General features: G+C 57.0%; 11 protein-coding genes and 1 pseudogene. 8 read left to right on the top strand and 4 right to left on the bottom strand.

Annotated elements, in window-relative coordinates:
- Window positions 1-110: 110 nt before the first annotated feature.
- Window positions 111-863, bottom strand: a complete 753-nt coding sequence (locus RT613_RS15500; protein WP_313616722.1) for a glucose 1-dehydrogenase — start codon at window positions 861-863, stop codon at window positions 111-113.
- A 108-nt stretch (window positions 864-971) separates the two neighbouring features.
- Between RT613_RS15500 and RT613_RS15495 the strand changes: the two genes are divergently transcribed.
- Window positions 972-1,874 (top strand): LysR family transcriptional regulator, encoded by a 903-nt coding sequence (locus RT613_RS15495; RefSeq protein WP_313616720.1) that lies wholly within the window; start codon window positions 972-974, stop codon window positions 1,872-1,874.
- 22 nt (window positions 1,875-1,896) lie between these two features.
- Here RT613_RS15495 and RT613_RS15490 read toward each other — a convergent pair whose 3' ends face one another.
- Window positions 1,897-2,760 (bottom strand): DMT family transporter, encoded by an 864-nt coding sequence (locus RT613_RS15490; protein WP_313616718.1) that lies wholly within the window; start codon window positions 2,758-2,760, stop codon window positions 1,897-1,899.
- Between the two features lie 87 nt (window positions 2,761-2,847).
- Here RT613_RS15490 and RT613_RS15485 point away from each other — a divergent pair, with 87 nt between their 5' ends.
- Window positions 2,848-4,266, top strand: coding sequence for a PLP-dependent aminotransferase family protein (locus RT613_RS15485; protein ID WP_313616716.1), 1,419 nt, complete (start codon window positions 2,848-2,850; stop codon window positions 4,264-4,266).
- Window positions 4,267-4,380: 114 nt separating this feature from the next.
- On the top strand, window positions 4,381-4,626 hold the full coding sequence (locus tag RT613_RS15480) for a DUF982 domain-containing protein (RefSeq protein ID WP_313616715.1): 246 nt from the start codon (window positions 4,381-4,383) through the stop codon (window positions 4,624-4,626).
- Between the two features lie 45 nt (window positions 4,627-4,671).
- On the opposite strand, the gene RT613_RS15475 is transcribed toward RT613_RS15480, so the two are convergent.
- Window positions 4,672-5,460 carry a helix-turn-helix transcriptional regulator gene (locus RT613_RS15475; protein ID WP_313616713.1) on the bottom strand — a complete coding sequence of 263 codons (789 nt, stop codon included), beginning with the start codon at window positions 5,458-5,460 and terminating at the stop codon, window positions 4,672-4,674.
- Between the two features lie 97 nt (window positions 5,461-5,557).
- On the opposite strand from RT613_RS15475, the gene RT613_RS15470 reads away from it, so the two are divergent.
- From RT613_RS15470 to RT613_RS15460, 3 genes are all read left to right on the top strand, one after another.
- The gene (locus RT613_RS15470; RefSeq protein ID WP_313616711.1) at window positions 5,558-7,021 is read left to right on the top strand and encodes an MFS transporter; all 1,464 of its coding nucleotides are present in this window, start codon (window positions 5,558-5,560) and stop codon (window positions 7,019-7,021) included.
- A gap of 206 nt (window positions 7,022-7,227) precedes the next feature.
- On the top strand, window positions 7,228-8,820 hold the full coding sequence (locus RT613_RS15465; protein WP_313616709.1) for an EAL domain-containing protein: 1,593 nt from the start codon (window positions 7,228-7,230) through the stop codon (window positions 8,818-8,820).
- A 34-nt stretch (window positions 8,821-8,854) separates the two neighbouring features.
- Window positions 8,855-9,916, top strand: a complete 1,062-nt coding sequence (locus RT613_RS15460) for a YwqG family protein (protein ID WP_313616707.1) — start codon at window positions 8,855-8,857, stop codon at window positions 9,914-9,916.
- Between the two features lie 274 nt (window positions 9,917-10,190).
- Here the strand turns inward: RT613_RS15460 and RT613_RS15455 are convergent, their stop codons facing one another.
- Window positions 10,191-10,868, bottom strand: a complete 678-nt coding sequence (locus tag RT613_RS15455) for an alpha/beta hydrolase (protein ID WP_192488811.1) — start codon at window positions 10,866-10,868, stop codon at window positions 10,191-10,193.
- Between the two features lie 212 nt (window positions 10,869-11,080).
- Between RT613_RS15455 and RT613_RS15450 the strand changes: the two genes are divergently transcribed.
- Both RT613_RS15450 and RT613_RS15445 read left to right on the top strand, forming a co-directional pair.
- Window positions 11,081-12,250, top strand: coding sequence for a cysteine desulfurase family protein (locus RT613_RS15450; protein ID WP_313616705.1), 1,170 nt, complete (start codon window positions 11,081-11,083; stop codon window positions 12,248-12,250).
- Window positions 12,251-12,394: 144 nt separating this feature from the next.
- A pseudogene (locus RT613_RS15445) lies at window positions 12,395-12,965 on the top strand (Fe-S cluster assembly protein SufB); the annotation flags it as partial.

The following is a 12,965-nucleotide window of genomic DNA, read 5'->3' as shown; positions in this document are numbered from 1 at the left end:
CGACGTGTTTGGATTCTCGGGTCAAGCCCGAGAATGACGCAGAGAGATAATGCTGACGAGGAGGGCGTTGCCACCCTCCTCGTAAATTGCTTGCCTAATCCTTGGCTTCATCAAATCTGAACCTGACCACCATCCACGAACAGTTCGACACCATTGACGAAAGAGGCATCGTCCGAAGCCAGGAACAGTACCGCCTTGGCGATTTCTTCTGGCTGGCCAATGCGACCGGCGGGAATGAGGCTGGCAAGGTAGTTCTTGGTGTTTTCGGCGCTGTCGCCATTGCCGAACAATTCGTTGAGGCCGGCGGTATCGGTTACGCCGGGGCTGACGGCATTCACGCGGATGCGGCGGTCTTTCAGATCAAGGATCCAGTTGCGGGCAAAGTTGCGTACTGCCGCCTTGGTGGCAGAGTAGACGCTGAAGGCTGGTGTGCCAGAGATGCTCGTTGTCGATGAGGTCAGGATGATCGAGGCACCATCACGCAGCAGTGGTAGGGCTTTCTGCACCGTAAACAGGGTGCCCTTCACATTGGTATCGAAGGTCTTCTGGTAGTGTTCTTCGGTGATGGCGCCAAGTGGTGACATCTCGCCGCCACCGGCATTGGCAAACACCACGTCGATGTGGGAGTGCTGCTGCTGAACCGCATCGTAAAGGCGGTCGATATCGACCAGCTTGCTCATGTCGGCCTGCACGCCGGTAACACGGCCGCCAATTTCCTTGATGGCGGCATCAAGGGCGTCCTTGCGGCGGCCGGTGATGAACACCGATGCGCCTTGCTGTGAAAAGGCCTTTGCCGTGGCAAGGCCAATGCCGCTGGTGCCGCCGGTGACGATAACGACCTTGTTTTCAAATGTCTTGCTCATTGTCTTTGCTCCTTGTTGACGACCCGTTGTCGTTGGAATGAACATGACAGCAGAACGATGATGCAAATAGTCAGCAAAACTGCTACTCATCGTTCCATATGGAGAACGATGATGCGATCTGACCTGAATGATCTCGTGTATTTTGCTGAAGTTGTAACCCATGGCGGTTTTGCCGCTGCGGGCCGAGCTTTACGTGAACCGAAATCGAAACTCAGCCGGCGCATTGCCGGGCTGGAAGCGCGACTTGGCGTGCGGCTGATCGAACGGTCCAGCCGTCGTTTTCGGGTGACCGATGTCGGGCAATCCTTTTATGAGCGCTGCAAGGCGATGCTGGCGGAGGCCGAACGCGCCGAAGCGCTGGTGGCAGAGGCGCATTCCGAACCACACGGGCTGATCCGCATGAGTTGCCCGACCGGTCTGGTGGAACCGATTTCGCTGCTGATCACCCGGTTTCTGGCGCAATATCCCAAGGTGCGGCTGCAACTGGTGGCGATTGACCGGCCGGTTGACCTGATCGAGGAGCGTATCGATATTGCGCTGCGGGTACGTACGTCACTGGATGGTGATGCATCGCTGACCATGCGCTCGCTCGGCAATTCCATCCGCATTCTGGTGGCAAGCCCGCAACTGGCCGGCAGCATTGGCGATATTGCAGCACTTGCCGATCTGCCAACGCTGTCCACCACCGATGATCATGGCGAAGTGAACTGGTTTCTGGAAACGGATGATGGGCGCAGCCACACGCTGCACCATGAACCGCGCATGGGCTGCGCAGATTTTACCGCCGTCAGAACCGCCGCCATTGCCGGGCTTGGTGTGGCGCTATTGCCCGACCACACCTGCCGTCAGGCGCTGGATGAGGGCAGGCTGGTGCGCGTGCTGCCAGCATGGCGTGGCGTGAAGGGGCTGGTGCATCTGGTGTTCACCACCCGCCGTGGTCTGCCGCCAGCTGTGCGTAAATTCATTGACAGTCTGGCGGCTGAATTTCCCAAGGACGCGCTGGCGCGCTGAAAAGGCCTATGTGCTTGCGGTTTTACCGGGCAAAGTGTTTGGCTCCGGCGACGCAGGCAATGACAGCAACGGTGACGGCCAGCATGCCTGTGGTGACTGGTTCATGCAGCAGCACGGCAGCAAGGGCCAGGCCAAGGAAAGGCTGCAGAAGCTGCAACTGGCCAACGGCAGCAATGCCACCCTGCGACAGGCCGCGATACCAGAACACAAAACCGATCAACATGCTGAACAACGAGACATAGGCAAGGCCGAGGACGGCGGGCATGTGAATGTCGGAAAATGTCGTGGGCATGGAGAGAAAGGCAGCGGGCAGCATCAAGGGCAGGGACAAAACCAGTGCCCAGCAAATGACCTGCCAGCCACCCAGCGTGCGCGACAGTCTGCCACCTTCGGCATACCCCAGACCACAGACGATCACTGCCGCCACCATCATCAGGTCACCAAAGGGCGACACGCTCAGGCCCTGAAACACTGCAAAACCTGCCACCAGTGCGCTGCCGAGTACTGAAAAGGCCCAGAAGGCCGGTTTAGGCCGTTCGCCACCGCGGATCGCGCCAAATATGGCAGTGGCCAATGGCAGAAGACCGATAAAGACAATCGAATGCGCAGAGGTGACATGTTGCAGCGCCAGTGCTGTCAGAAGCGGAAAACCGACCACCACGCCAGCGGCCACCACGGCCAGTGACACGAGTTCTCGGGGCGACGGACGTTTCTGTTTCAGCGCCAGCAAAAAGGCGAGCGCCAGCAGGCCGGCGATTGCGCCACGCGCCACTGTCAAAAACACCGGGTCAAACTGCATGACTGCCACACGGGTGGCCGGAAGCGACCCGCTGAAGATGACCACGCCGATGAAGCCGTTGATCCAACCCGCACTTGTCCGTTCCATAATTCACTCCATTTCAAACTGCATTTTCCTACCCATCAATGCTGTGGCGGGACCAGCTACAGTCTGGTACAGTTTGTAAGAACTGTTATGGATAAAAGGTCAGTACAGATGGTGGAGCGTGCCAAGGAACCGACACGGGTGACAACGGTCATGTCCACCATTCGCCAGCGCATATCGGGGCGGTCGCTGACATCAGGTGCAAAGCTGCCATCGGTCAGGCGACTGGCCTCGAGCCTTGGTGTCTCGACCTCCACCGTTGTGGAAGCCTATGACCGGCTGGTGGCGGAAGGGGCAATCCTGTCACGGCCCGGTTCCGGCTTTTATGTTGCCAGTCAGGCAGCGCCCTTTACGTTGGCGCAGGTAGGCCCAAAGGTTGACCGGGCGGTTGATCCGTTCTGGGTGTCACGGCAATCGCTTGAAACCAGCGATGATACGTTAAAACCCGGTTGCGGCTGGCTGCCACCATCCTGGTTGCCGGAAGACAGTATCCGGCGCGCCTTGCGTACGCTGTCGCGGGCCGATGGTCCGGCCCTTGCCGATTATGGTTCGCCGCTTGGCCTGCCGGGGCTTCGCCAGCTTGTGGCCCGGCGCATGGCAGAAAAGGGCATGGAGGCGTCACCAGACCAGATCATGCTGACCGATTCCGGCACGCAGGCCATTGATCTCCTGTGTCGTTTTCTGCTGGAGCCGGGCGATACGGTGCTGGTCGATGACCCCTGTTATTTCAATTTTCATGCCCTGCTGCGCGCCCACCGGGCCAAAATTGTCAGCGTTCCCTATACGCCAAATGGACCGGCAATCGATGCCTTTGCCAGTACGGTCGAGGAACACCGGCCGCGCCTCTACATCACCAACTCAGGCATTCATAATCCAACCGGTGCCGCACTTTCCCCCGTGACGGCGCACCGGGTGCTGAAAATCGCCAATCAGTTTGATCTGACCATCATCGAAGATGACATTTTTTCCGATTTCGAACAGGTTCCGGCACCCCGGCTTGCCGCCTTTGACGGGCTGGACCGTGTCATTCACATCGGCAGTTTTTCCAAGACGCTGTCGGCCTCGGCGCGCTGCGGCTTCGTTGCTGCGAAACCGGAGTGGATCGAAGGGCTGACTGACCTGAAGATTGCCACATCATTTGGCGGTGGCCGCATGACGGCGGAACTGGTGCTGAATGCGCTGAGCGACGGCAGCTACCGCAAACATCTGGATACGCTGCGGCTGAGATTATCCCATGCCATGACTGAGGTGTCTGCACGGCTGGAAAGGCTTGGTGTCACCCCGTGGATAAAGCCGACCGCCGGCATGTTTTTGTGGTGCCGTTTGCCCGGAGATATCGACGCTGCCGATGTGGCGCGTGCTGCCTTGGAGGATGAAGTGGTGCTGGCGCCGGGCAATGCCTTCAGCCTCAGCCAGTCCGCCACCAATTTCATGCGCTTTAACGTGTCGCAAAGTCTCGACCCGCGACTGTTTGACGTGCTGGGGAATATTCTGCATCGGCGGTCGTGATTGAAGACGGGGCGGTCACATCACGTGATGATTTCCAAAACACCACAAGCCCCATCGTTATGTCCTGATATCAATGCTATGAGCCATGCCAAATCATTTTCTGGAGACCCGCACGTGAGCAAAAGCTGGAACAAACCTGTGACCCTGGCACTGGAAGAGCCCGGTCAATTCACCACCATCAGCAATCTGCAGGAGGCTTCCTGGGCGCTGATCGAGGATTGGCCGCTTGATGAGGGCGAGGCGCTGGACAAGGCTCTTCTGGTGCTGGAAGCGGCGATCAAGGGCAAAAAGACGGTTGAGGAAGCACGGCTTGCCTTCATTGCCGCGGCCATCGAAGCCGAGATTGAAATCAAGGAATGAAACGAAGTGGGGCGGTTGCGCGGCAGGGATGAGCCAAACCGCTACTTACGCTTTGATCTCGGCATAAACCAAAAGCCGCAAATGCTGGCCGCCATCTAGGCTCAAGGAAGTGTATTCGAAGTCTTGGCGCTGCCCGCCGATGAGGAATGTCCTCAACCCGGTACAGGGCGCATGCACATCCTGCTGTCGCCACCAGACCTTGAAATCAGGCGACACGTGCTCGAGTTCCTCAACCAGTGCACGGGCATCGACATCATCGCGGGCGGCTGCGAAATCGCGCCGAAAACTTTCCAGCATGGCCGGCGCGTCCGTGTCCCATCCGGCAAAGGTCTGTCGCAATGAGGGATCGGTAAACAGCAACCACAGAAGATTGCGCCGTGCCGGCTGGTGTTTGCCAAATCCAAACAGCTGCTCGGCCTGTTGATTGCAGGCGAGAATATCCCAGCGCAGGTTGATGATATAGGCCATATGCGGGGCTAGGTCGGTCATCAGCCGGATGGCGAGCGGCGGCACAATGCAAAATGTCTTGGCAGGTTCGGCTGGCGGCCTCTCATGTGCAAGCAGAAACAGATGTCGACGTTCGGTCGCATCAAGTTTGAGAACGCGGGCAAGATTATCCAGAAAATCAGCAGAGACGCCTATGTCACGCCCCTGTTCCAGCCAGGTGTACCATGTCAGGCCAACACCGGCCAGCGCGGCGACCTCTTCGCGGCGCAGGCCCGGCGTGCGTCGTCTCCTGACCCTTGGCAGGCCAACATCTTCAGGCGCAAGCCTTTCGCGGCGTGTGCGCAGGAATTCGGAAAGGTCAGGTCGGCTTCGTTCAAGGGTGCGCATCGTTCAGACTGTTACTTTCAGTAATAGTATAAGATGTTAAATTGTAAAAGGATTTGTCAGGGGTAACACCTACCGCGTCACAACAAGAGGACGCAAGATGAAACCCGATATCCCCACTGCCGAGCCATCCGTTTTTTCCACCAATGACCGAACAGAATGCCCGCCATCGCTTGGCCTGTCTGTGTTGCTGCTGGCCGGTTTTGTAACGATTTTTGACCTGTTCGTGGTCAATGTTGCCATCCCCTCCATACAGGCCGGTCTTGCAGCGAACCTGTCGCAGATCGGTTTTATCGTTGCCGGCTATGAATTGGCCTTCGGTGTGTTGCTGATCACCGGGGGACGACTAGGTGATCAGTTTGGACGGCGACGTCTGTTCGTCGCGGGAATGGCAGGATTTACCGTGGCCTCGTTGCTGTGCGGCTTCGCGCCGACAATTGAGTTTCTCATTGGTGCGCGTGTGCTGCAAGGGCTGACGGCGGCGCTGTTGTTTCCGCAGGTCTATGCCTCGATTCGGGTCAATTTTTCCGGTGATGATAGCCGCCGTGCTTTCGGTTTTCTTGGTATGACGCTTGGACTGGCGGCAATTTCTGGCCAGATTCTTGGCGGCTTTCTGGTTGAAGCCGATATTTTTGCTCTCGGCTGGCGCGTGATCTTCCTCATCAATCTGCCGATCGGTCTTTTTGCGATCATCATGGCGCGTTTCATTCCTGAAACGCGCGCAACCGAACGGCCGTTCCTTGATCTGCCAGGTGTTGGGCTGGTCAGTCTGGCCCTGATGTTCCTGCTGGTGCCGCTGATTGAATCACCCACCCTTGGCTGGCAAATGTGGAGCGCTTTGTCGCTTGCCATCGCTGTGGCGCTGTTTATCGGCTTTTATCACCATCAGGAATGGCGCAGCCGGGCAGGGCATCAGCCACTGGTGGACATGGGTTTGTTGCGACAGGCACGCTTCGCGAAAGGTGGGGCACTGGTGCTGTTGATTTATTCCACCTCGTCGTCATTTTTTCTGTGCTTTGCCCTGCTGGCACAGACCGGGTTTCACCTTTCCCCGTTCGAGGCAGGTCTTGTTTTCGTGCCGTGCTCGGTGGCGTTTGTTGTTTTGTCGATGGCTGCACCGAAGCTGGTTGCACGCATGGGGCCAAAGGTGATTGCGGTTAGTGCGCTGGTTTATGCACTTTCATTTGCTGCGATGATTGCGCAGGTCTGGTTGGCTGGCGCTGATCTCGTCGTTGCGCATCTCATTCCGGTTCTTGTTTTTACTGGAGGTGCGCAGGCAATGATCATGACGCCGCTGCTCAATCTCGTTCTTGGATTTGTCGAAGAGCGGCAGGCGGGCATGGCCTCCGGCGTAATTTCCACATTGCAGCAGGCCGGTGCCGCTCTCGGTGTGGCGGCCGTTGGCATCCTGTTCGGGACTGTGGTTTCCGGTGATGTGGGTGGGCAGAGCCAGTCAGGCCTTTATGCCTGTGCCTTCGTCAGCGCAATGAGCTATAATTTCCTGGCAGCGTTTATTGCCGCGATATTGCTTATCAGTATGGCGCGATTTTCGCGAGTGTCCTGAGGAGCCCGCGCGCGATTGGAAAAACGACATGTGCCGGACAACTGCGGCTTGCCCGATTTTCGGGCTTGCCATGAAGCATCCTGTAGTCCTGATGTTTTTTTTTGATTGTGGTTGCAGTTGTGGCGGGAAGTGTAAGGATCTGACAACCGGAAATGGCTAAATAGAATGCGGTAGCGGCGACCTGATGTGTTTTCAAGGAAACGACCATGCGGCGAAACAGTGTTCTGGCCATTGCAGTCGGTCTGGCGATTTGCGCCGGCGCATTGCCCCTTGTCGCCGCCTATTACATTTCCCGCGAACGGGCCTTTGATCTGGAGCGCCAGCATCTGGCCGATTATGCCGACTGGACCTTGCAGCGTGGTGATCTGAATATCTTGCGCGCAAGGCAGGCTCTGGAGACGTTGGCGGCGGAACGCCGTCAAACCTGTACACCTGATGATATTGCCCGTCTGCAGGAGGTTGCGAGCGCGACACTGTCGGTGGAGGAAATTGCCATAACCCGCAATGGCCGCCTGGTCTGTGATGTCTGGGGACCCGCAAAAAACGCCAGCGAAATTTCCGGCAGTGTTATCACCTTGTCTGATGGATATGCGCTGCGTCTGGATGGTGGCGGGCTTGCCGATCCGGCAAAGGGCATGATTGTGGTCAGCCACGGTGACTTCCACGCGCTGTTGAAACGCGAGCGGCTGGTGGATGTGCTGAGTGATACACCCATGCTGCTGGGCATTGCCTCGCTTTCTGGCCAGCCAATCGTGCTGTCGGGCGATGCCGATCCGGCGCTAGTGGCACGGCTGGTGGCGCAAGAAGTCAGCGGGTTTAATGATACGGAAGTGTTTTCCTCACGCCGGGGCAAGGATTTCGCCGCCTTTGCCATTTCCAACCGCAGCGTGGTGGATTGGCGCACTGACGGCGAATTGTGGAAAATGGCGCCGATTGGTGTTGGCGTGTCGCTGGCGCTAATCATGCTTGTGATCTGGATTTCGCGCCAACGCCTGTCTCTGGCCGGTGAATTGGCCATGGGCATTCGCCGCAAGGAGTTTGTTGCACATTACCAGCCGATCATCGAGCTTTCGAGTGGCCGCTGCATTGGCGCAGAAGCGCTTATTCGCTGGCCGCGCGGCGATGGCACAACGGTTCGTCCTGATCTGTTCATTCCCTTTGCCGAACAAAACGGGCTGATTGGCCAGATCACGGCGATCATGATCCGCGATGTCATAGCAAGCATGAAAACCGCGCTGGAGCAGCATCGCGACATGCATGTGGCGATCAATCTGTCGCCCGAGGATGTGGAAAGCGGTCACTTCCTGACACTGGTGTCAGACGCCCTGAAACAGACCGACATCAAGACCTCGCAGATCTGGCTTGAAGTGACCGAGCGTGGTTTCATTCATGCCGATATTGCCCGTGCAACGCTGACCAAGGCGCGCGATGCTGGCCACGTGATTGCCATTGATGATTTCGGCACCGGTTATTCCAGCCTGTCGCTTTTGGAAAGCCTGCCGGTGACGGTGCTGAAAATCGACAAGTCCTTTGTCGATGCGATTGGCCAGAATGCCGCCACCAGCCTGGTCACGCCGCATATCATCGACATGGCCCATAGCCTGAAACTGAAGATGGTGGCGGAAGGCATCGAGACCGTGGAGCAGGAGGCGATCTTACGCCAATCCGGCGTGCAATACGGACAGGGCTGGTTATATTCCAAGGCGCTGCCGTTTGATGACTTCATGGCCTTTTACAAAAAACGCAATGCCAGCCTTGAGGGCGGTGGCAATGTTGTACGGCTCGGTGCTGTCGTGTGACGCCGACAGCGACCGGTCCAAAAAAAGGATGACAATGCAGACAGCAGCTTTTCCGGACAATCATGATGCCTTGCGGCTTTCCCTTGAAGAAACCGGCCTTTCGCCTGATGTCATTTCGCATCTGGTGGCGCAGGCGCGTGCCGCCGTTTTGTTGACCACCACGAAAAGCGATGAGGATGACATTCCGCTTGGGGCATCGAAGATTGGCGGTAGGCCGGACCTGCCGCGTGGCATGGCATGGCCAACACGACCAGCCTATCCCGATGCGGTGACAAGAGCCGCAGGCCATCGCAAGGAAGCGGATCGTCTGCTGGCCGATTCCAAAAAGCCACGCTCCTGGATGACACCGGAACAGGGCGAACGGTTCTGCGCCGAATACAAGGCCAAGGCCGATGCGATAGAAACCGAGTTTCCTCTGGCCTTTCTCGGCCAAGTCAATCTCACCGAACTGTCCAGCGAAAGCGGCTTTGATCCGATGTTTCCGAGCAAGGGTCGTTTGCTGCTGTTTTACGATTACTGGGAACAGCCGGAAGATTTTACGCCAGAGGCTTCTGTCGGCTGGCAAGTGCTGTTTGATGAAACGCCTAGGGATGGGCTGGTGCGGACAGACATACCATCCGCTCTGACTGGCATTTCCGATAATCAGTGGTCGTGTGTGTTCAAGGCAGCGCGCATTTCACCGCGCAGCATCCTCACGCCCATTCCACCGAATGACAAGGGTTGGGATGCGTTCCCGCTCGATGATGACGAGGCGCTTGAGGAATATCAGGAGTGGTTATCGGAGTTTGGTACGCCTGATATGGAGGGCCGCGACAATCACCAGTTCGGCGGTTTTCCGCAGACCTTGCAGAACGGATTGCAGGCCTGTGCCCAGCTGGTGACACATGGTTTGAACTGCGGCCGCAGCGAAGTGTGGCAGACTGAGGAGGCAAGGGAGCTGATCAAATCTGCTGGTGAATGGCGGCTGGTGATGCAGCTCGGTGTTGACGAACATGCTGGCATTCCGTCGCCCGGCGCCTATTACGTGATCATGCGCGATGAGGACATTGCCGCACGCCGTTTCGACAGGGCACGGATTACCTATCAGTGTGATTGAGAGGGGGCGATGCTCCTGGACCCCTCACTGGCGATTTCTAACACTTAAGGGCTTTGCGCCTTAAGATGTTGAAATCGCTTTCTCTCCCACAAGGGGAGAGATGGGCGGGTGCTGCGCCGCTGGCGCCTTTACCTCTACCCTTGTGGGAGAGGACAGAAAATCACGGTCTTAGCTTCAGCTAAGTCGTAGATTTTCTTGGTGAGGGGTTTTTCTCAAACAAAAAGGCCGCAACGATGTTACGGCCTTCCTGCAATTTATCAGCGTTCGGCTTCGCTTAGCGAATGCGCTTGGCGGCCGGTTCCGGCACCAGTTCGCCATTGAGGCGGCGGTCGAGATAGTCCTCGCACTCGGCCATCAGCGTGTCGACCTTGGCGTTAAAGAAGTGGTTGGCACCCGGCACCGTGCGGTGGGTGATCAGAATACCCTTCTGGGTCTTCAGCTTTTCAACCAGATTGTTGACGTCCTTTTCAGGCGCAACCTTGTCCGAATCGCCATTGATGATCAGGCCGGAAGACGGGCAGGGTGCCAGGAACGAGAAGTCATAGGTGTTCGGCTGCGGGGCAATCGACATGAAACCTTCGATTTCCGGACGGCGCATCAGAAGCTGCATGCCAATCCAGGCACCGAAGGAATAACCGGCGACCCAACAGCTCTTGGAATCAGGATGCAGGCTCTGGACCCAGTCCAGCGCCGATGCGGCATCCGATAGTTCGCCAGCGCCGTGGTCGAATTCGCCCTGGCTGCGGCCAATGGATCGGAAGTTGAACCGGAGCGTGGTAAAGCCGCGCTTCTGGAACATGTAGAACAACTGATAGACGATCTGGTTGTTCATGGTTCCGCCAAACTGCGGATGTGGGTGCAGGATAATGGCGATTGGGGCGCTTTTTTCTTTCGATGGCTGGTAACGGCCTTCGAGGCGGCCGGCTGGGCCGTTGAAGATGACTTCGGGCATTGATACTCCGGTCGTGTTTTCTGTTCCAAATGATTTTCAGGGTGCAACAAGACTTGACGTGGTGTGTCAGGTTTTCTAGAACCCAGTTTAGAACAATTCGAAACTATTGCGTGTTTTGAACACTTGAACGTGTCATAAGGCAATGGTGGCTGAAATTTCAAGGAAAATGCGCTTCGGCGTAAACGGGAAGTAGAGAAGCAGGTTCCTCAGATATGGCAAATACAGCGCGCATATATCTGGATTGGAATGCAACGGCACCACTTTTGCCGTGCGTTCGCGATGCCCTGCTGCATGCTTTCGACCTTTCGGGAAATCCATCGTCAGTCCATAAGGAAGGGCGCGCAGCCCGCATGGCAGTCGAATCGGCCCGCCGCAATGTGGCTGATCTGGTCGGTGCGCAGGCATCACATGTGGTGTTTACCAGCGGTGCCACCGAGGCGGCCAACCTTGTTTTGACGCCCGATTTTAGGATGGGCCGCTCGGCGCTTCGCATCGGCAGGCTTTATGTTTCGGCAATCGAACATCCCGCCGTGCGCGAGGGTGGACGGTTTTCCAAAGATAACGTTACGGAAATTCCGGTAACGTCAGACGGTGTTCTCAACCTCACGGCGCTGCAAAAGCTTCTTGAGGACCATGACAAGACATCCGGCCTGCCGATGGTTGCCGTGATGCTGGTCAATAATGAGACCGGCATCGTGCAGCCGGTGGCGGAAGCAGCAAAGCTGGTGCATGCCGCTGGTGGCTTGATGGTGGTCGACGCCGTACAGGCGGCGGGACGTCTGCCTATTGATATTGAGGCGCTGGATGCCGATTTCCTGTTTGTCTCTTCGCACAAGATTGGCGGCCCGAAAGGGGTTGGCGCTCTGGTGACGCGGGGCGAAGCCATGATGCCCAAGGCGCTTATTCATGGTGGCGGACAGGAAAAGGGCCATCGGTCGGGAACGGAAAACACCACGGCGATCATCGGTTTTGGTGCCGCTGCCGCTTTTGTTGTTGATGGTCTTGTCGACCGTAATGCCGCGATTGCGGCCTTGCGGGAGCGTCTTGAAACCGGCATGCGCAAGGCAGCCGCGGATGTCATCATCCACGGTGCTCACGTCGAGCGTGTTGCCAATACCACTTTCTTTACCCTGCCAACGCTCAAAGCGGAGACAGGGCAGATCGCCTTTGATATTGAAGGCATCGCACTTTCTGCCGGCTCGGCATGCTCATCCGGCAAGGTGGGCGAAAGCCACGTGCTGACGGCCATGGGCAAGGACCCCAAGCTGGGCGGTTTGCGCATTTCTCTGGGTGTTTCGACAAATGAAGCAGACATAGATCATGCGCTTGCCGCATTTGAAAAGATCGCCGGCCGCAGGAAACCTGCCGGGCAGGCGGCGTAAAGTGAACTGAATTTGCGGAAAGTCAAAATTCCGCTTGCCGGAGTGGATGAAAAACGCCATCCGGACAACTACATCAAGGCGGACTAATCCGTCTTAACGTTGACAAGCCACCGGACCTTGGATCCGGCGAGATTGGAGAACGCAATGGCTGCGGTGCAGGAAACAATCGATCAGGTACGCCAGATCGATGTCGACCAGTACAAATACGGGTTTGAAACCCATATCGAAGTTGACAAGGCCCCCAAGGGACTTTCGGAAGAGGTGATCCGTTTCATTTCTGCCAAGAAGCAGGAACCGGAATGGATGCTGGAATGGCGCCTCGACGCTTATCGTCGCTGGCTGACCATGGAAGAGCCGACCTGGGCACGCGTCAACTACCCGAAGATCGACTTCAACGATCTCTATTATTACGCGGCGCCGAAGAACATGACCGGCCCGATGTCGATTGACGACGTCGACCCGGAACTGATCAAGACCTACGAAAAGCTTGGTATTCCACTGCGCGAGCAGGAAATCCTGGCTGGCGTGCAGACCTCCAAGGTTGCCGTTGATGCGGTGTTTGACAGTGTGTCCGTTGTGACGACCTTCAAGGAAGAGCTGAAAAAGGCCGGCGTGATCTTCATGTCGATCTCTGAAGCGATCCGCGAATATCCTGAGCTGGTGAAGAAGTATCTTGGTTCGGTTGTTCCAACCACCGACAACTTCTATGCCACGC

This window comes from Agrobacterium sp. (assembly GCF_032092815.1).
GTDB lineage: Bacteria > Pseudomonadota > Alphaproteobacteria > Rhizobiales > Rhizobiaceae > Agrobacterium.
This window is presented reverse-complemented; position numbering and strand designations above follow the sequence as displayed.